The organism is Nocardia sp. NPDC052001 (assembly GCF_040680615.1).
In the GTDB taxonomy this organism is placed as follows: domain Bacteria; phylum Actinomycetota; class Actinomycetes; order Mycobacteriales; family Mycobacteriaceae; genus Nocardia.
Genome location: NZ_JBFAXC010000006.1, coordinates 158,284 through 176,438 on the forward strand (window position 1 = coordinate 158,284; position 18,155 = coordinate 176,438).

General features: G+C 65.7%; 20 protein-coding genes. 7 read left to right on the plus strand and 13 right to left on the minus strand.

Features of this window, described 5'->3' with window-relative positions:
• Nucleotides 1-9: 9 nt before the first annotated feature.
• From AB0L82_RS27335 to AB0L82_RS27370, 8 genes are all read right to left on the minus strand, one after another.
• Nucleotides 10-1,368 (minus strand): hypothetical protein, encoded by a 1,359-nt coding sequence (locus tag AB0L82_RS27335; protein ID WP_364642232.1) that lies wholly within the window; start codon nt 1,366-1,368, stop codon nt 10-12.
• A 250-nt stretch (nt 1,369-1,618) separates the two neighbouring features.
• Nucleotides 1,619-2,035 (minus strand): hypothetical protein, encoded by a 417-nt coding sequence (locus tag AB0L82_RS27340; RefSeq protein ID WP_364642235.1) that lies wholly within the window; start codon nt 2,033-2,035, stop codon nt 1,619-1,621.
• Between the two features lie 113 nt (nt 2,036-2,148).
• Entirely contained in the window at nt 2,149-2,484 is a 336-nt protein-coding gene (locus AB0L82_RS27345; RefSeq protein WP_364642236.1) for a hypothetical protein, read from the minus strand.
• A 36-nt stretch (nt 2,485-2,520) separates the two neighbouring features.
• Nucleotides 2,521-2,688, minus strand: a complete 168-nt coding sequence (locus AB0L82_RS27350; protein WP_364642238.1) for a hypothetical protein — start codon at nt 2,686-2,688, stop codon at nt 2,521-2,523.
• A 94-nt stretch (nt 2,689-2,782) separates the two neighbouring features.
• A complete protein-coding gene (locus AB0L82_RS27355; protein ID WP_364642241.1) occupies nt 2,783-3,745 on the minus strand; it encodes a hypothetical protein in 963 nt (320 codons plus the stop codon).
• 117 nt (nt 3,746-3,862) lie between these two features.
• The gene (locus AB0L82_RS27360; RefSeq protein ID WP_364642244.1) at nt 3,863-4,591 is read right to left on the minus strand and encodes a hypothetical protein; all 729 of its coding nucleotides are present in this window, start codon (nt 4,589-4,591) and stop codon (nt 3,863-3,865) included.
• Between the two features lie 15 nt (nt 4,592-4,606).
• Nucleotides 4,607-5,056 carry a hypothetical protein gene (locus AB0L82_RS27365; RefSeq protein ID WP_364642247.1) on the minus strand — a complete coding sequence of 150 codons (450 nt, stop codon included), beginning with the start codon at nt 5,054-5,056 and terminating at the stop codon, nt 4,607-4,609.
• Between the two features lie 326 nt (nt 5,057-5,382).
• Nucleotides 5,383-6,108, minus strand: coding sequence for a DUF1922 domain-containing protein (locus AB0L82_RS27370; protein ID WP_364642250.1), 726 nt, complete (start codon nt 6,106-6,108; stop codon nt 5,383-5,385).
• Between the two features lie 164 nt (nt 6,109-6,272).
• On the opposite strand from AB0L82_RS27370, the gene AB0L82_RS27375 reads away from it, so the two are divergent.
• Complete coding sequence (locus AB0L82_RS27375; protein ID WP_364642252.1) at nt 6,273-6,722, plus strand: hypothetical protein; 450 nt, start codon at nt 6,273-6,275, stop codon at nt 6,720-6,722.
• Nucleotides 6,723-6,761: 39 nt separating this feature from the next.
• Here the strand turns inward: AB0L82_RS27375 and AB0L82_RS27380 are convergent, their stop codons facing one another.
• Nucleotides 6,762-8,234, minus strand: coding sequence for a DUF4185 domain-containing protein (locus tag AB0L82_RS27380; protein WP_364642968.1), 1,473 nt, complete (start codon nt 8,232-8,234; stop codon nt 6,762-6,764).
• A gap of 678 nt (nt 8,235-8,912) precedes the next feature.
• Between AB0L82_RS27380 and AB0L82_RS27385 the strand changes: the two genes are divergently transcribed.
• Entirely contained in the window at nt 8,913-9,137 is a 225-nt protein-coding gene (locus AB0L82_RS27385; protein WP_364642255.1) for a hypothetical protein, read from the plus strand.
• Between the two features lie 345 nt (nt 9,138-9,482).
• Here AB0L82_RS27385 and AB0L82_RS27390 read toward each other — a convergent pair whose 3' ends face one another.
• Nucleotides 9,483-10,454 (minus strand): hypothetical protein, encoded by a 972-nt coding sequence (locus AB0L82_RS27390; protein ID WP_364642258.1) that lies wholly within the window; start codon nt 10,452-10,454, stop codon nt 9,483-9,485.
• Nucleotides 10,444-10,710, minus strand: coding sequence for a hypothetical protein (locus AB0L82_RS27395; RefSeq protein ID WP_364642261.1), 267 nt, complete (start codon nt 10,708-10,710; stop codon nt 10,444-10,446). Before AB0L82_RS27395 ends, AB0L82_RS27390 begins: the two co-directional genes overlap by 11 nt.
• Nucleotides 10,711-11,146: 436 nt before the next feature.
• On the opposite strand from AB0L82_RS27395, the gene AB0L82_RS27400 reads away from it, so the two are divergent.
• Complete coding sequence (locus AB0L82_RS27400) at nt 11,147-11,536, plus strand: helix-turn-helix transcriptional regulator (RefSeq protein ID WP_364642264.1); 390 nt, start codon at nt 11,147-11,149, stop codon at nt 11,534-11,536.
• Between the two features lie 49 nt (nt 11,537-11,585).
• Here AB0L82_RS27400 and AB0L82_RS27405 read toward each other — a convergent pair whose 3' ends face one another.
• A complete protein-coding gene (locus AB0L82_RS27405; RefSeq protein ID WP_364642267.1) occupies nt 11,586-12,128 on the minus strand; it encodes a hypothetical protein in 543 nt (180 codons plus the stop codon).
• A gap of 243 nt (nt 12,129-12,371) precedes the next feature.
• Between AB0L82_RS27405 and AB0L82_RS27410 the strand changes: the two genes are divergently transcribed.
• Nucleotides 12,372-13,610, plus strand: coding sequence for a serine hydrolase domain-containing protein (locus AB0L82_RS27410; protein ID WP_364642270.1), 1,239 nt, complete (start codon nt 12,372-12,374; stop codon nt 13,608-13,610).
• 172 nt (nt 13,611-13,782) lie between these two features.
• Nucleotides 13,783-14,883: a GGDEF domain-containing protein gene (locus tag AB0L82_RS27415; protein ID WP_364642273.1), complete on the plus strand. Its 1,101-nt coding sequence runs from the start codon at nt 13,783-13,785 to the stop codon at nt 14,881-14,883.
• Between the two features lie 9 nt (nt 14,884-14,892).
• Here AB0L82_RS27415 and AB0L82_RS27420 read toward each other — a convergent pair whose 3' ends face one another.
• Complete coding sequence (locus AB0L82_RS27420) at nt 14,893-15,207, minus strand: SMR family transporter (RefSeq protein WP_364642276.1); 315 nt, start codon at nt 15,205-15,207, stop codon at nt 14,893-14,895.
• 227 nt (nt 15,208-15,434) lie between these two features.
• Here AB0L82_RS27420 and AB0L82_RS27425 point away from each other — a divergent pair, with 227 nt between their 5' ends.
• Both AB0L82_RS27425 and katG read left to right on the plus strand, forming a co-directional pair.
• Nucleotides 15,435-15,869: a Fur family transcriptional regulator gene (locus AB0L82_RS27425; RefSeq protein WP_364642279.1), complete on the plus strand. Its 435-nt coding sequence runs from the start codon at nt 15,435-15,437 to the stop codon at nt 15,867-15,869.
• Nucleotides 15,870-15,905: 36 nt separating this feature from the next.
• A complete protein-coding gene (gene katG / locus AB0L82_RS27430; protein WP_364642282.1) occupies nt 15,906-18,128 on the plus strand; it encodes a catalase/peroxidase HPI in 2,223 nt (740 codons plus the stop codon).
• Nucleotides 18,129-18,155: the final 27 nt, after the last annotated feature.

Here is an 18,155-nt window from a genome sequence, read left to right on the forward strand (position 1 = left end):
GCTCGCCGGTCAGTCCAGCAGGGTGTGGCGCTGCTCCCAGAGCTTGGCCTTGGCGAACGCCTCGTGCACGTCATAGGTCGAAACCCGAACCGTCATAGAGCGATCCACCTGCTGACCACGACCATGTGGACCGTTCGGGGTGGCTCGCACCTTCGTCAGCGCCGAGGCGACCATCGTCTCCATCTGCTGCATGTACTTCTTCATATACAGCGGATCGTCGTTGATCGCCTTCAGCAGTGGACGATTCACCGAAGCCGAGGCCGCCTTGACGACGAACTCACCATCGGAGAGGTACGCGGGGATCTTGTCACCGATCGACGACCCCGGACCCTTGACGTCACCGGCACTGATCGACCCACCGGCGGCGCGCGGCAGCGGCGGAGCCTGGGGCTCGGGCAGCGGTACCGGATTCGACGGAATCGTCGGCACACTCGGCTGGCGCGTCGGCGGAACCGCCGTCCGGGGAGCATTGGGCGATACCGGCCGTGGATCATCGGGCGGTGTGCGGGGCTGCTGGTGATCAGCCCACTTCTCGATGCCATCCTTGGCGTCGAGCGCCCAATCACCGCCGTACTCCGAGCCGTACTTGCCACCGAAGAAGCCGCCGGCGATGCCACCGACTCCCATACCGATGACACCGCCGATCAACGCGCCCGGGATACCGCCTCCCGCCGGTTCGACCACTTCCCCCGCGGCACCGCCGACGAGCTCACCACCCCACGTGCCGACAGCGCGCCCGAGCATGGCACCACCCAGGGTTCCCGCGATGCGCCCGGTCGCCTGCCCACCGAGTTTGGTGAAGTAGTCTCCCCAATCATCGATTCGGCCTTCGTGATTGTGCTTGTCCTGCAGATCCTTGATCGCGTCGATCGCTATTCCGCCGATGAAGTTGGTGCCGCCGATACCCTTTCGCAGCACCGTGCCGGGGGACCACAGGTGATCGGTGTTGTTCCATTGTTTGCCCATCCAGGGCAGTACCCGGTCGCCCAGTGAATTCGGAGCATCGGCCAGCAGCGGGCTGGACAGCGGATTCACCACCTCCGCCGCATGCTCGATCGCGTTGCCCACGCGGTTGGCACCGTTCTTGATCACGGGCACAACGGTGCTTGGATGCTCCACCGCGTTCAGAACCTGACCGCCGTGGGTCTCGACGGCGTTGACGACACGATTCGCACCGTTCTTGACCACCGGCGCAACAGCACTCGGCAGCACCGCGTCGGCGACCTTGCTCGCGCCCTCTCTCACGATCGGCACGACAGTGCTCGGATGCACCGCGGCGTTGATGACCGGCCGGTAGACCGTGCTCGGATGCTCGACAGCGTTCACAACACTGCTTCCCGCGTGTTTGAGCTTGTCCCACATACCCATTGGGGTACCTCCGTTCTCAGAAGTCCGATATCAGCGTTTGGCCAGTCGTGCGTGCATCAGTGCGGTGCGATGCTCGTCTCGAGGCACGCCGCGCGCGCGGGACTTCTGGCTGAGGATGACGTCGACTCGTTTGTCTTGCTGTACTTGACGATTCGTGCCGAAGAGTCCGCCGGCGCCGGGCAAGGGCCTGATCGGGACATGCATCGGGGCGGGAAGGAAGTCGGGCATGGTGGTGCTTTCGATCGATGGGTTACCAGGACCAGTCCTCGTCGGCTTCGGCCTCGACTTCCTCGACCAGTTCGCCCGGGGTGTCCGGGACCGGTGGGGCGGTGAAGAGGTCGATCAGGGCCTGCATGGAGTTGGCGCGGCGTTCCTCCCTGACGATTTCGACCGCCGAGATCGGGCGTGGCAGGGGGCGGACGGTGGGCGGGTCGGAGCCCGCTGCGGCGATGATGGTGGCTTGGACACCGTTGAGGGCGTCGATGATGGCCATCAGCATGTAGGTGTCGAGGGTGTAGCCCTCGGGGCGCGGCCCGGAGGGGGTGTCCTCGTCGTGGTCGTCGCCGAGTTGTTCCTCTTCGTTGAGGCGCTGTTCGGCGAGTTCGTAGTCCATCAGGACGGCGCTGCGGTAGTGGCTGCCGGTGGGCAGCCGGTCCTTGAAGGACATGATGGTGCGCCAGTCGCGGGTGCGGATATCGTTGGGCCCGAAGCAATCCCGGACGTCGATGCCGCGCTCGAGCAGGTCGTAGTCGAGCGCGGCACCGAAACGTTCCCAGAACTCTACGAGCCCTCGGATCCCCCCGGCAGCTCCGTGGAGCCCTGGCCGAACAGGTGGGCGTAGAGGTCGCGCTGGAAGGCGTACCAGTCGTCGGTCGGGCTGTCGGCGAACAGTTCCTCCACGGCGTCGGCGTGCTCACCGAGGACGATCGCCATCTGCTCGTCGTCGTCGCGGGTGCCGCGCAGGGCCTTCAGTTGGCCGCGGGTGACGGGCGGGATGGCGATATCCGCGGTGAGGCGGTACGGGGCGCGGCGACGCGGGGAGAGCTCCTGCTGGAGCTCATAGAACCGGCCAACACCTTCGTTATCGACTGCGGGGGAAGGCTTTTCGGTAGTCACTTTCTTTACTCTCCGGTTGTGTGGGAACGAGGGGTGTCAGGCGCGCTTGCGCGACTTCGCCGGAGCGGCGGCCGCTTCGGCAGCCTCGACCGGACGGTGGCCGAGCGAGAAGACCGCGTGCATATAGGCGGTGGCGTTGGGCACGAGGTACTCGCGCTCGCCGTCGGTCATGGTGACGGGGAAATGGGCAGGAATGGCGGACATGGTGACCCGCTTTCTTCTCCGGATGAAGGACAGAAAAGTGTGGATGCGTGCCGCGACCGGAGAAGCACGGCACGCATCCACGTTCGGGCCGTCGCTACGCGACGGAGATGGTGCCGGTCAGCTTGGGAGCCGCCGTCGCGGTGGGCCACGCGGGCGTGGTCACCGGAGGCACGAACGCGACCTGGATGGTGCCGGAGCCTGCCGTATTGGTCGGGGTCACCACACCGGTCGAGCTGATGGTGACCGCGCCGGTCAGACCCGACTGCGCGGTGTAGCTCAGCATGCTGGACGGGATGACGCCACCGAACTGGTCGGTCACGATCAGCTGCAGCGAACCGTTGCTGCCCTTGACCAGCGACTGCGCCCCGGCGGGCGCGATGTTCAGCTGGCTCACCACGTACGGCATGCCGGTCGAGGCGACCAGCTTCTGCCAGCCGGCGCCAGCGTAGGCGTGTGCGACCGCGAAGCCGGCGGCGTCATCCTTGAACGCGACCATAGTCAGCTTGTTCGACATGACGCCGGTCGGAACCCACTGCTCGCCACCGAATTTCGAGACCGCGACCTTCGGGAGAATCTTGATCACATAGGTCGGCAGCGAGTCGTTGCCGTCCTTGCCGATCACGATCGCCGAGTAGTAGGTGATGTTCTCGGCCGACGGCTGGGCGAACCAGACCTCTCCGTTGGTGGTACTCGGCGTCATGGCCGACAGGGTGGCGCTCGTGGTCAGCTGCAGGTTCAGCGCGGTGGCGTTCTGCTGCGGCTCGAACTCCAAAGTGGTGATATCGCTGGTGATGTCGTTGCGCACCGCCTGCAGTTCACCGTAGGACTCGATCGGGGCGGCGGTGATACCGCGCTGGAACGCGACACCGGTCTTCTTGTCGATCAGGCCGATCGACTGGAAGGCGGCGGGCAGCGCCTGCAGATTGCCGGCGGCGTCGGTGAAACCGCCGAGCGGGGCCTGGGTGCCGTAGGGCGCGAGGAACACGGCGGCATCGAGCGGCTTGAGCAGCAGCGACCGCTGGGCAGCCTTCAACGCCGTCAGGGTGGTGGTAGGCAATGTGTCTCCATTTCGAAGGCCCGGCGCGCCGGGCGGAATTGCGAAGCAGGCGCCCGGAAGTGGGCACCGTGAAACGGCCCCCGGTGGATCACCGGAAGCGCTGTGCGGTAAGGGAATTCACCGGTAGGGGAAGGCCGTGATCACGTCGTTGCGGTAGTCCCGCAGCAGCGTCTCCTGCGGGGCCATATCCATGACGATGCTGAAGGCGCGATTCACCTGCACGTTGTCACCGAGCGCGGTGGTCGGGATGGTGAGCTTGGGCGTGGTGAACGTGGTGATATCGCGCCCGGCATTCTGCAGGGCGTTCCAGGCCAGCTGGCCGATATCCGGCGGCTTGGTCTCGCTGTTCGGCTGCTCGTCGCCGGCATCGTCCTTGCCGTCACCGGCGGCTTTGCCGTTGCCGGACAGGGTGCTCTGTACCTGCTGTGCGACGGCGGAGAAGACCTTGCCGCCGACATAGGACTTGAGCGGGTTCAGGAAGTTGAACAGGGTGCCGGTGCGGGTGGTCGAGAGCGGGCCGTCATTGCCGTAGACGTGTGGATCCAGATTCGGGATGCGACCCTTGATCCGCATGATCTTGCCGACGGTCGAACTCACATTCTGGAACGACTCGGAGGCTTTCTTGGTGGCCTCGACGGCCAGCGCCGCCTCGGGACTGATGCTCGCGATGAACTTTTCGATCCCCTGGCTGGCGATCTGGCCTGCGCTCTGGCCGAGCGCACGGGACATGCCGTTCACGAACGTCGAACCGTTCCCGCCGTCGAGCGCGAACATGCCGTTGTACAGCGATTCACCAGGGCGCTCAGCGGGTTGATCCGCATCGGGATCGGAGTATTCGTCTGTCACGAGGAGACCTCGTTCCTACTGGCGCCGCGCTTCGATGCTGAAGGCCAGATCGACCATCTGGTTGAGCGGGTCGAGGTCGGGGACTTCGGTGAGCCCGCGGCTGCGGCGGAGAATGGGGGCGTGGAACTTCGGTTCCGCGGAGGTGATTTCCTCCACGTAGTCGATGAGCACACCGTCAGAGGTGGTGGCGGCGGGGGCGCACAGCACCGCGTCACGCACCTTGATCGCCAGGTTCTGTGCCTGAGTTCGATCGGTGCCGAAGACGATGGTCTGCACCTGCGCCTTGTAGGTGATGGCGTTGATATCAAGTGCGCCACCGGTTTTGCGAACCCAGATGAGCGGGAGCGCGGACTGGATCAGCGCGGCGGTCTGCGGGAGGGTGATAACCGTGGTGGCGATGGGGGTGAGCAGATCGGTGAGGAACTGTTCGAAATCCGGGAATTCGCCGCGTTGCAGGGTGGTCATTCCGCCTCCTCGTGTACGGATAGGACGCGGACCTCGCAGACCAATTGGCCTGTGGGAGTTGTATTGTCGACGCCGTCGTCGTTTTGCGTCATGGATGTCTCCGGTGTTGTCGAGTGGTCTTGCGAGGCCGCGGACTGCGTCACAGTCCCAGCAGCGGCAGAACCAGCGGGAGGAGATCGCCGATCAGCTTGATGATGTCCTGAAAAATGGTGAGCACCCGAATCACCCCCTTCCCTGTTGTGGCACAATCGTTTTCGCTGCGCTCAGCGTAGGGTCGGTATTGTGACGGGCTGCCGCAACGGACCAACATTCTCGGACCGGCCCGCTCAGCCGTGCCCGTTCTCGTGCACGCGCAGCACATCGCCGATGCGATAGACGGTCTCCCCGGCGACGTGGAATCCGATCAGCTTGCCGCGCGCGGCCCACTGCCGAATAGCGTTCGCGGTCACCGGTTTCCCCGAGAACCAGGGCAGAATTCGAGCGAGTTCGCTTGCCGTGCCGACCATATCGCGCGCCTGCGACAGCAACGCGCCGCGCCGTTCCGCGACCGCGTACTCACGATCGCAACCCGGGCAGCGCGCCACGGTCTGCTCGTCGACCGCGTAGAGCCGGGAACCGCAGTCGCACAGGCCGATACACAGCCGCTCCGCGGGCCGGTCGATGGTGGCGCGCGCCGCGGTCACGGCATCGGGCAGCGCCGGATGGATACCCGCGAGCACCGGTGCGTCATCGGGAACGCGCGGGAGTTGCCCGCGCAGGAAGACGGCCTGCTCCCCCGGTGCGCGCGGCGCGGGCCGCCGGACCAGGATCGCGACGCGCACGGCGTAATAGCGCAGCACGCGGGCGATTTCGGCATGGGCGTCGGAGGCGCCCCCGTGGTATGGCAACGCGGGCCGGCGCGCACCGCCGGTCGCCGCGCCGGTGACCTTCGGTGCGCCGACCGCGTCACCGCGCGACAGCGTGGTATCCAATTCGGCCAGTAGTCCGGGTAGGGCGGCGAGTGCGCGCATCACCTCGTCCCGCCGTCCCGGATCGAGTGGATCGCCGTTCACGAGGCGGCCCGGCGGCGTAGGCGAATGCTGAGAGACATTGCCGCAAACTAACATTCGATGCAATTGGTTGCAAGCAATGCATACGCGCTATTCCCCCAGATTGGACACATTTGCAGCCCAATTCGTTGTATGCAATTTAGAGCCGCGCTTGTAATCTTCGGAGCGTGTCAACCTCATCCGCCGCAGCACCGTCAACGCTCGAACCCCCATGCCTGGGCCTACCCGGATTCGTCGAACCCGCCTATGCGTTCGACTGGGATCGCCGGCCGAGCACGGCCGCGGCTCAGCGCGTATGCCTCGCCCAATGCCCCCGCGAACGATTCCGCGCCTGCGCGCAGGCCGCGCTCAGCGCCGGCACCCTCATCGATGAGGAAAACCCTTCCGTCGCAGACGGTGTGGTGATGGCCGGGGTGGTCTGCCGCGGGGACAAGGCGACCACCCGCCGCCTGCAACTGGCCCTGGGACAGGAGGTCAAGGTGCGGGTGCGCCCGGACCGCTGCCTCAGCTGCCACCGGCCGATGACCACCCGGCGGCGCAAGCGCGAGGGCTATGTGGTGCACGAATCCAATGGCCGCTGCAGCAGTTGCAAGCGCGCCGAACAGCGCGCCGCCTGACCGCTGTCGTGCGGCCGGAACATGCTCAATAGTGTTGCGTCACTTAAATTTCGCGTGCATCAGGTAAACGTTGTAGCTGTTCCACGTAGACATGGTGAAGTACAGATCCTTCCCCGTCGACCACGGGTGGATGAATCCGCCGTACGCGGTCGGGTAGTCCTCGGTGCTGAGCAGCGACACCGGCTCGGACCACGTGCCCTGCGGTTCCGCGGCGGTGCGCAGCACGAATTGCCCGCGCACCACATCGAGGTACACCATCTGCCACAGCCCGGATTCCCGGTCGTAGCGGATGGACAATTCGCTGGCGGTACCGGAAACCAGAGGCGTGGCGAGTAATTCGTTGGCACCCTCGGCGGGCGTCCAGACGCCGTCCACCCAGTACTGGTACGCCGACTTGTTCAGCACCTGCGCCGCGGGCACCCGCGCCAGGCCGATGACGCCGAGCCGTCCGTTGGGCGTGCCGAACATATAGACGTAATCGCCCTGCGGCACCATGGTCGCGACCTGGAAGCGGCCGAGCCCGAAAAGGTTGTCCCAGCGCGCCCATTGCGATTTGGTCCAGGTACGGCCGTTGTCGTCGGACCAGGCGATGCCGCCCAGGTTGGTCCACCACATACCGGGGATCCGGCTCCAGTGGTTGATCGACATGTACGTCAGGTACTGCCGATCGCCGATCGCGAATCCCGATGTGGGAATGGTGGTGTGCTCGAAGTTCTTGACCTTGCGGCTGTCCAGGATCTCGGCGGCGTGACAGCGCCGATCCTGCACGAAGTCGTCGAGCACCAGACCCTTGCTCAGATCGCGCTCACTGCTGTACGCGATCACATTGCTGCGCCATTCCTGCTGATCGGTGCCCGCGCCCACCGGTTTCCAGCCTTTGCCGAAGGTGTCGCCGAATACCACCGCGACCTGTCCGGGCTTGTTCTCCCACATCAGGCCGAGATCGGTGCCGTCGACGGACCAGCGCATATCGGTGCGGTTGAGCGAGCCTTGCCCCGTCACCTGATTGACCAGCTCGACCGAATCCGCCTGTGCCGCAGCGATAGCGGGCACCGCGGGACCCGGTGTGGCGGGCTGCGGATCCGGAACGGGCGCGGGCTGTGGATCGGGACCGTCGCCGCCGGGCACCGGAATCGGAATCGGCTCGGCCTCGGGGTTGATCTCGATCTGCGGCAGGGCCGGACCACTGCCGGAACCGATCGGCGGTGTCGGCGTGGGTGTTTCGGACCGGACGTCCGGGCACGGGTTGGCACACGGATCCGCGGGGAGTGCCACCGAATCGATCCGGGTGTTATCCGGTTTGGGGCCCGGCACCTGGACCGGCACCAATTGCGGATACGGTACCGGGATCTTGATGGCCGGATTCTGCTGCGGTTGCCCGGGCATCGGGTCGGCCTGCCTGGCGAGCGGATCGAATCCCGTTTCACCACAGCTGTTCACCGGCGGGGCTGCCCACGGATGCACCGGACCGGCCAGTGCGGGGGCGGCGGGCACCAGGGCCGCACCGAGCATCAGCGCTCCGGCAATAGCCAACGTGGCGGGGATTTCGGAGGATGCCACCGATCGTCGATACCGGAATCCCATTGTGCCGCTGCTCCTCATCCGAGATCGAACGGCATCACTGTAGCGATCTCTTCCCGAATAGGAGAAGACCCCGCCCCCGAATCGCTGGAAGTCCGGGGGCGGGGTCCCGCCCCTGCTACCGCGCCGCCTACAACCGCAGGGGTGGCGGGAGACGAAACGGGAGGGGCCGTTGTGGAGGGAAATAGGCACGAATTGTCGTAACCGCACTGGCGTGCAATCTATTTGCCGATGTCAGCAGCCTATCCCGCACCGAGCGATCACCTCGAGCAGATGACCAACAGGAGTGTGAATATTCGGCCACCAGTTGGGTAATTAGTTCAACGACCCCCGGCGACGGCGACCGGCAAATGCCGACAAAAGGGACATAACAGTCATGCCCTTTTGCATCGCGCCAGCTCAGACCGCCCGGCCGCCGACATCGGGCACGCGCCGCCCGAACCGGTTATTGCATCGTGAATGATGTTCGTATGACCGGAGATTCACGTCTGACGCAATGGTGTCGCAGCGGTGGCGAGTGATACCGCATTCATGCAACAATCTCCGCGCCGCAGCGCGTTGATTGCCGACCCCGGACCGGTTGGCCCAAGGCGAGAGACAGGAAACCGCGTGCCAGAGGAGTTCGACGAAGCGCTGGAAGCAGCTCGGGCCGAATGGGCCTCCGAGCACGACGCTCCCTACTACGACCACCCCGGCACCGTGGCCGCGGCGATGCCGGGATACAAATGTATCGACCTGTCGCAGCTGTCGAGTCACGATCTCCGGCTGGTCGACGATATGCTCACGCGCTATCGATCCCAGCGCCGCCCGTCACGTTTTCGCCCACTGCTCTAGCGCGCCGTTCCGCTAGATATGCGCGGATTCGTTCGCGATGTTCGACGGTGGAGCCCGGACCGCGCGTCGCGAGTATCTCCGCGACCGGCCGAGGCCCGTGCCCGCCCGGACGGGCAGCCCGGATCAAATAGGTGAGATGGCCCGGTGCGATGCGCGGCAGCGTTTCATCCGGCCGCAGCGGGCGGTTGTAATACCGGCGGATCGCGAGGCAGGCGGCGGTGAAATCCCAGTGCGCGTCCCGGGCGGCGAAACCCCATGCGGCCCTGGTGCTCGCGTCATTGCAGAAGCGGTTGTCATAGCCCGCTATCAATGCGACGAGCGCTATGACCTCCGACTCCGCGAGCATTAATTCCGCTGTTTCGGCGGTACGGATTCGAAGGGATTGCCCAGCACCGCCAGGTGCGTTCGCTCGGCATCGATCGGATCGATGTGCGGCAGCGCCACGCCGGAAAGCGTTGCGGCGTCCCCGGATTGCTCACGCAGGCGCGCGGACTGGAAATCCGCCGCGGCCTGCCGATGCTGCCGTTCCCGTGCGGTCAGCCACCCTCCGGCCGGTCGCGTACGCGACTCGGCGGAGCGGCGGATCCAATTGCGCCAGGTGGCAGGCCAATCCACCATGGTGCGGCCGGTGGCCCGATAGTAATCGGCGAATTTGCGATGTTCGGCGTGCAGATCGACATCAGGGCATTCGGCGCGCATGGTTTCCACCAGCGCCGCGTCGGGCTGCCAGCCGTGCGGTAGCGCGATGGGGCGGCGAGCGGCCATTTCCGGTTCCGGTGTCTCTGTGAAATCCATTGGTTTCGTAGTCGATTCCACGAATGGATTGGGCAGCGCGGCCGGATCCGCCGCGGGCCGGCGCAGCAGCGCCAGCACGCGCGGGGCACGCGGTTCGGCGGCCGACCAGCAGGCCAGGTCCGGGTACCGATCGCGCAGTCGCCGCAGTTCGTGCACCACCACGGCCTGCAGGGTCGGCGAGCTGATATCGGCGTAATCGTTGACCACGCCGATCGCGCCATTGACCGACCGCATGATCCCGTCGTGCTTGATGTGCGTGCGCACCAGAATCTCTTCGGTGCCGACATCGATCACGACAAATTGCCGATCGACCAATTCCATTGCGGCCGTGGAAATGTGCTGTGCGGTGGAGCCACGTGTCTTGGCGGCCAGTCGGGCGGGATGCCAGTCGGTCACACCGCATTTGGACAGGCGGGGATGCGCCAGCAGGCGCAGATAGAGATGTTGAGCGGGTTCGCTCAGTTCGCTCCAGTCCTCATCAGCCCATATGTCGATGCGGAGCTTGGCGTATTCACGCGGCATGACCGCGATCCCGGGCGGGACCGGGGTTGAACCGCACCAGGACGACTCCGCCGCGTACTTCGGCTTCGAAACCGGAGCCGAATGCTGCGGCGCGGCCGTGCCGAATCCGGTGCTTGGTGGAATGCGGATAGCGGGTGGGCCACGGATACCGAGCCCAGCGACCAGGATTCGCGCGCAGCTCTTCGGCAAACTCCCGATTCGCACGTTCCCGAGCGCGGGTTACCGGAGGGGGCACCTCGTCGACAAACACAACCATGGGATGACTTTCTCTGGATGGGACCGGCGGAACAGGGAAATGGCTGTCCCGCAGGCAAACTCGGAGAGCTGCGCGCTCCCGAGAACGTTCCAGACGCTACATTTCGTTGCAAGTAGTTGCAACTAGAGAGAACAGAAAGTAGTGCGCATGCGTGCGCAAACGAGAATTAGGTGGCGCAATCTTGCATACAGCCGTGTTCTCATCCGGAGCCTCGTCAGAGGCTCCGGTTTCGTTGTCCGGCTTAGGTATACGGAAGGGTGCGGCGTAGGGTCCAGGCAAGTCCCTGCACCGACGCCCGCGAAGGGGCCGGGTAAGGACAGCGCCGAGGGGGCCCGCGAGGGGGTCGCGCGGCCCTCGGGTCGTGGGCGCAATCGTGTTATAGTGCGTGCAGAAGGGGTTAAATTACAACCAACTACCCAGCATTGGATCAATGCCCATGAGCAGACGACGGAGCGCACCGGTCCCGCCGGAGGTGAGTGAAGCGCTGCGAGAGGCCCGCGAACAACGGATCCTGTCGCGCGAGAAGGCAGCCCAACTCGCCAACATCAGCACAAGCCTGTGGACTCAGATCGAGAATGGGGTCCAGTACAAGAAGGACCATAAGGTCCAGGCCAGCACCACGGCCGATACGTTGCAATCAATGGCTGCGGCGGTCGGACTCGATCCAGAGGTGGTACTGGTCAAAGCTGGATTGGACGCCCCTGACAAACCGGCGCCGACCACCCCGCCCAGGGGCGGCATCGTCGACCTTTCCGGATTGTCCGAGAACGACCTGCATCTGGTGGCGGGCTACGTCGCCGGACTCAAGGCCCGCTATACCCGCTGATCGATCTCGACACCGATCAACGCGCAGTTCGGTTGTGCCACCCCTTCACTCACGCACGACGTCGCACCCGTCGCGGCAGGAATGATGCGGGTGGCGCTTCCACCCACACACAGGTGATATCGCTCAGTATCGTCTCCGCACCCGCCCAGGACAGCCGATCCAGCCGTCCGGGTTGAATGAGCCTGCGCTCCAACAGCTTCAGATTCAACAGGCGATGCGTCAGCATCGGAACACCGACCCCGAGCCAGCCCGCACACGATTCGATCGAGTCGAACCGGGACAGCGCTTCCTGCAATTTGTCGATCGGAATCAGGCGGCGCGCAACGAGATCGTGGACTGCGAGTTCCACAGTGATCCGCGGCAGCCGCCCCATTCTGGTGCGCCGGACGGTCCAGCTGTTCTCCAGGATGGCATGGGCGACACCGTGCGCGACCGCCTCGTTATGTCGAACCGGGGACAGCTCGGCCTGCACGATCACCGATCGAATATCGGGGACCCACATGACAATCGGCTCGATCGAGGGCAATGTGCGCACATGTATGCCGAGATCGACGGCATGTTCGCCGGCGTCATAACCTAACGGCTGAGACATCCCGCGATCCACCCTCTTCGCTCACTCCACACATGCCCCCTACGGTATAGGCCGCACCGCCACCGGAGCCGCTCGGTATCGGAAGCGACCTCCGTACCGGATCCCGACACCGATCCGCGGCTCCCCCGGCGCAACACACAAGAAGCATTTGCTTTTGGCTATATGCCACCAACTCGAGCCGCTCGGATAAATCTGTCTCAGACAACTATTGTTCGCCGCCGCATCCGGCGTTACCGTGAATCGATGAGCACGGTTCGGGAATATGCACTGCCGTCAGGCGTCTCCGGTTGGGCAGATGCACAATTCGATTGGGTGGTAAGGGCTTTCGCCCGCACCCATGCGGGGGCCGGTAGTGGCGGGGCGCTGGCCGTGCATCGGCATGGGGAGCCGCTGGTGAATGTCTGGGCGGGGGAATCGGATTCGTCTGGGACAGCGTGGGACGCGGATACCGGGGCGATGATCTTCTCCGCGTCGAAAGGTATTACCGCGACGGTGATTCACCGCCTCGCCGATCGCGGACTGATCGATTACGACGTGCCGGTGGCGGAATACTGGAGCGAATTCGGGGCCAATGGGAAGCAGCGAATTACCGTGCGGCACTTGCTCAGCCATCGTGCGGGGCTGTCGTCGCTACGCGGGCTCGCGGGGCAGGGCGCGGAGGTGCTCGATCACCTGCTGATGGAGAAGCGGCTGGCGGCGGCCGCGCCGGATCGGTTGGTGGACAAGCCGATTTATCACGCGCTGACCATCGGCTGGCTGCTCGCGGGATTGGCGCGCGCGGTGACCGGACAGGGGATGGCGACGCTCTACCGCACCGAGATCGCCGGACCGCTCGGCGTGGACGGTATCCACCTCGGCGCGCCGCCGCCCGGATCCCGCACGCGCGCAGCGGATCTCACCGGATCGCGGAATTTCATCGGCGCACTGCGGCGCATCCAGCCGATCGCCGACCGGCTCACCGCACAGCCCGGACCGCTCACCGACCCGCTGCGCATTCTCTACACACCGGGCATCGCGGAGATGCTGGACGGCGACGCACCGACCATCCTCGGCGCGGAGCTCCCCGCCGGAAACGCCGTGTGCACCGCATCGGCTCTGGCGACCATGTACGGCGCGCTGGCCTGCCGGGGCCGCACGGCCGACGGCAAACAATTCCTGTCCCCGCAGACCGTCGCGGCCCTGAACCGGGTGCAGACCTTCAAGATCGACCGCGGCCTGCTGCTCCCGCTCACCTGGCGGCTCGGCTACCACGGCCTGCCCAGCGTCGGCACGCTGAACGGTTTCGGCCATATCGGCGCCGGGGGCTCCTTCGGCTGGGCCGATCCGAAATCCGGCATCTCGATCGCGCTGGTGCAGAACAGAGTCGACGAGCGCTGGATCGCCATGGATCAGATGGCCGCGGGCTGGGCCGTACCCCTGGCCATGGCCGCGGCCCGGCGCTCCGCCGACACGGGCGCGCGTCGCGGCGAATCCGCCGCCTGATCCGCGCGGCCACTCGGGCCGAGATCGGCGTGATCGATATCAAACTCCACCGTGACGGCGCGGAATCGGCGGGGTGCGGCGGCCGCACCTCGCCGTAACCGGAAGTTCGCACCTACACTGGTCGGGAAGTTGCGGGGTGTGCCGGTTCGATTGCCGAGGCCGAACGGAGCCCATGGGTAGCAGCGCTGATCTGTTGACATCGTGGTGGCGGGATCCCGTCAATCACCACTGGCCGGTGCGCGTGCTGGAGTCGCATTCGATACAGGGGTGGCTGCGCTGGATCGTGGGCGCGGGCGGAATCACCATGGCGATCATCGGGGTGGCCACGGCGCTGTCCCCGGTCGGGCCCACCGGTACGCCGGGGCTGGTGGTCGCGGCGGTGATCATCGGGATCGGGGTGCTGTGGGCGGTGCGCTGGTGGTTCGGGTCGTGGCCGGGGACCGTGGAATCGCTGGCGTTGTTCGCGCTGGGGGATATCGCGATCACCACCTCGTCGATGCTGGATTCGAATCGGGTGTTCGGATCGCTCAACGCCATGCTGCTGGTGGTTACCGGCTGCTATCTGGCATTCTTTCACGGCCCCAAAGCGCTTGCGGTGCATACCATTTGGTCGCTGCTGACGGTGCTGGTACTGGCCTGGCGCATGGTGCGCAGCGATGGCGACGTCTATCTGGCCGTCGCGGTCGTGCTGATCATGATGGCGGCGGTGGTGCTGTCCCTGCCCACCCTGCAATTCATGTTCTGGCTGGTGCAATCCGATTCCACCGCCGACCCGCTGACCAAGGTGTTCAATCGGCGCGGGCTGGAATTCCACCTGACCCGGGTCTTCACCAGCACGTACGGGGCGGAGATCTGCGTGATGATCGCCGATCTCGACCAGTTCAAGAGCGTCAACGATCGCTTCGGGCATTCCATGGGCGATGAGGTGCTGATCCGCACCGCGCAACTGCTGCAATCCTGCGCGACGGCCGATCTGGTGGTCGCGCGCTCCGGCGGTGAGGAATTCACGGTCGTCGGGCGACTGTCCGATGAGCAGGCGCGACTGGTGGCCGAATCGTTCCGGCAGGCCGTCGCGGCCGATCACATCATCCCGGTGACGATCAGCATCGGCGTCGCCGTCTACGACCCGGCCGCCTGCCATATCTGCCCGCGGCCCGCCCCCGAGGAACTCATCCAGTGCGCCGACGACGCCATGTACCAGGCCAAGAGCGAAGGCGGCGACCGGGTGATCTTCGGCGAACTGATCAGCCGGGCCGCCGCCGAACCGCATTAGCGCGAACCCTCAGTGCGCGAGTTTCAGGCCGACCACGCCGCCCACGATCAGGAACAGCAGGGCGATTTTCAGCATCGAGGCGGTCTCATCGCCGGTGAGCATGGCGTAGACGACGGTCAGCACCGCGCCGATGCCGACCCACACCGCGTACGAGGTGCCCACCGGCAGGGTGCGCATGGCGTAGGCGAGGCCGCCCATGGACATGACCAATGCGATGCCGAATACGGCGGTGGGAACGAGTTTGGCGAAGCCTTCGGATTTGCCGAGCGCGGTCGCCCAGACGGCTTCCAGGAATCCGGAGATGACGAGAATCAACCAGGCCATGACAGAGGTATCTCTTTCGGTGAATACCGTCTTGTCGCTGCCTGGGTACGGTCCCGATCGTCCAGTGGGCCGCGGGTGTGCGACCACCTTTCACGGTAGCCCAGGCCCCGCGAAATGGGTGGAGACCCTCCTCACCACCGAAAATCGCGATCGGGCGTTCGCCCGGTCAGCGACCTATTTGCGGAATTCACCCCCCACCAAGACTGGAATCAGTCATACTTACGAACGTGTCCACAGCAGCTGATTTCGGGCGCATGCTCCGCGGAGCCGACCTTCGGGTGACGGCGCCGCGTGTCGCGGTGCTCTCCGCTGTGCACGCCCACCCCCACTCCGATACCGATTCGATTCTGCGCCGCGTGCGCGAGACCCTCGGCACCGTTTCGCACCAGGCCGTCTACGACGTGCTGCGGGCACTGACCGATGCCGGTCTGCTGCGCCGCATCCAGCCCATGGGCTCGGTGGCGCGCTACGAGACGCGCGTCGGGGACAACCATCACCACGTGGTGTGCCGCAACTGCGGTGTCATCGCCGATGTCGAATGCGCCGTCGGCGAGGCGCCCTGCCTCGAACCTTCGAACCACAACGGTTTCGTCCTGGACGAGGCCGAGGTCATCTACTGGGGCCTGTGCCCCGATTGTTCAGCCCAGCCCGCTCACAAGTGATCACAGCCCGATCCCACTCCCGGAAGGAATTGCCCCGTGGCACAGGAACATCCGCCCATCGGTGAGGCCCAGACCGAACCCGCCACCGGTTGCCCGGTCGCGCACACCCGTTTGAAGCCCCCCGTCGAGGGCGGCAGCAATCGCGACTGGTGGCCCAACCAGCTGAATCTGAAGATTCTGCAGAAGAACCCGGCCGTGGCCAACCCCATGGGCGAGGACTTCGATTACGCGGCGGAGTTCAAGACCCTCGATCTGGCCGCGGTCAAGGCCGACATCGTCGATGTCATGCACACCTCGCAGGACTGGTGGCCGGCCGACTTCGGGCATTACGGCCCGTTCTTCATCCGGATGGCGTGGCACGCCGCGGGCACCTACCGCATCAATGACGGCCGCGGTGGAGCCGGTGCGGGTATGCAGCGCTTCGCCCCGCTGAACTCCTGGCCGGACAATGCCAGCCTGGACAAGGCTCGCCGCCTGCTGTGGCCGGTCAAGGTCAAGTACGGCCGCAAGCTGTCCTGGGCCGACCTCATCGTCTACGCGGGCAATGTGGCGCTCGAGGATATGGGCTTCCGCACCTTCGGTTTCGGCGGCGGTCGCGTCGACCAGTGGGAGCCGGAAGAGGATGTGTACTGGGGCCCGGAGAACGAGTGGCTGGGCGGCGAGGAGCGCTACACCGGTCAGCGCGATCTCGAAAACCCCTTGGCCGCAGTGCAGATGGGCCTGATCTACGTGAATCCGGAAGGCCCCAACGGCAATCCGGATCCGCTGCTGGCCGCGGCCGACATCCGCGAGACCTTCCGCCGCATGGCGATGAACGATGAGGAGACCGCGGCGCTGATCGTCGGCGGTCACACCTTCGGCAAGACGCACGGCGCGGGCCCGGCCGATCACGTCGGCCCCGAGCCCGAGGCCGCCCCGCTCGAGGAGCAGGGCCTGGGCTGGAAGTCCAGCTTCGGCACCGGCGTCGGCAAGGACGCCATCACCTCCGGACTCGAGGTCACCTGGACCTGGACGCCGACCAAGTGGGACAACAGCTTCCTGACCATCCTGTACCAGTACGAGTGGGAGCTGACCAAGTCTCCCGCCGGTGCGCACCAGTGGACCCCGAAGAACGGCACCGGCAAGGGCCTGGTGCCGGACGCCTTCGATTCGTCCAAGACCCGCGCTCCGGGCATGCTCACCACCGACCTGGCCATGCGCGTCGACCCGATCTACGAGCAGATCACCCGCCGCTGGCTGGAGCATCCGGAAGAGCTGGCCGAGGCCTTCGCCAAGGCCTGGTACAAGCTGACCCACCGTGATATGGGTCCCAAGGTCCGCTACCTCGGACCCGAGGTGCCGGCCGAGACGCTGCTCTGGCAGGACCCGATTCCGGAGGCTCCGGCGCAGGTCATCGGCGCCGCCGAGATCGCCGATCTGAAGGCGCAGATCCTGGCCACCGGACTCACCGTGCAGCAGCTGGTGTCGGCCGCGTGGGCGGCGGCCTCGTCGTTCCGCGGCAGTGACAAGCGCGGTGGCGCGAACGGCGGCCGTATCCGCCTGGCCCCGCAGAGCGGCTGGGAGGTCAACAACCCGGACGAGCTGGCGCAGGTCATCCGCGCGCTGGAAGGCGTCCAGGAATCCTTCAATGCCGGTGGCGGCGTGCAGGTTTCGTTCGCCGACCTGGTGGTGCTCGGCGGTGTGGCCGCGGTCGAGCAGGCCGCCAAGGCCGGTGGCTTCGACCTCGAGGTGCCGTTCACCCCGGGCCGCACCGATGCCACCCAGGAGCAGACCGATGTGGAGTCGTTCTCGGCGCTCGAGCCGAACGCCGACGGCTTCCGCAACTACCTGGCCAAGGGCAGCCGTCTCCCGGCGGAGTTCCTGCTCATCGACAAGGCCAACCTGCTCACCCTCAGCACCCCCGAGCTGACCGTGCTGATCGGTGGCCTGCGCGCCCTCGGTGTCAACTACAACCAGTCCCAGCTGGGCGTATTCACCGATAAGCCGGGCACGCTGAGCAACGATTACTTCGTGAACCTGCTCGATATGGGCACCACGTGGGAGCCCACCTCGGCGGACGCGGAGACCTTCGAGGGCAAGGACCGCGCCACCGGCGCGACCAAGTGGACCGCCAGCCGGGTCGACCTGGTGTTCGGCTCCAACTCGCAATTGCGTGCCGTCGCGGAGGTTTACGCGACCGACGACGCCAAGCAGAAGTTCGCCGCGGACTTCGTGAAGGCGTGGGACAAGGTCATGAACCTGGACCGGTTCGACATCTGAAGCTAGTTCCATGACAGCGCCGCAGAC

Bases quoted from the DNA above. Each gene is read 5' to 3' on its own strand.
- AB0L82_RS27335 (WP_364642232.1), bottom strand. From the start codon at position 1,368: ATGGGTATGTGGGACAAGCTCAAACACGCGGGAAGCAGTGTTGTGAAC.
- AB0L82_RS27340 (WP_364642235.1), bottom strand. From the start codon at position 2,035: ATGTCCTTCAAGGACCGGCTGCCCACCGGCAGCCACTACCGCAGCGCC.
- AB0L82_RS27350 (WP_364642238.1), bottom strand. From the start codon at position 2,688: ATGTCCGCCATTCCTGCCCATTTCCCCGTCACCATGACCGACGGCGAG.
- AB0L82_RS27365 (WP_364642247.1), bottom strand. From the start codon at position 5,056: ATGACCACCCTGCAACGCGGCGAATTCCCGGATTTCGAACAGTTCCTC.
- AB0L82_RS27380 (WP_364642968.1), bottom strand. From the start codon at position 8,234: ATGCTCGGTGCGGCCCTGGTGCCCGCCGCCCCCGCACTGGCCGGTCCG.
- AB0L82_RS27390 (WP_364642258.1), bottom strand. From the start codon at position 10,454: ATGCCGCGTGAATACGCCAAGCTCCGCATCGACATATGGGCTGATGAG.
- AB0L82_RS27395 (WP_364642261.1), bottom strand. From the start codon at position 10,710: ATGGTTGTGTTTGTCGACGAGGTGCCCCCTCCGGTAACCCGCGCTCGG.
- AB0L82_RS27400 (WP_364642264.1), top strand. From the start codon at position 11,147: ATGAGCAGACGACGGAGCGCACCGGTCCCGCCGGAGGTGAGTGAAGCG.
- AB0L82_RS27405 (WP_364642267.1), bottom strand. From the start codon at position 12,128: ATGTCTCAGCCGTTAGGTTATGACGCCGGCGAACATGCCGTCGATCTC.
- AB0L82_RS27410 (WP_364642270.1), top strand. From the start codon at position 12,372: ATGAGCACGGTTCGGGAATATGCACTGCCGTCAGGCGTCTCCGGTTGG.
- AB0L82_RS27415 (WP_364642273.1), top strand. From the start codon at position 13,783: ATGGGTAGCAGCGCTGATCTGTTGACATCGTGGTGGCGGGATCCCGTC.
- AB0L82_RS27420 (WP_364642276.1), bottom strand. From the start codon at position 15,207: ATGGCCTGGTTGATTCTCGTCATCTCCGGATTCCTGGAAGCCGTCTGG.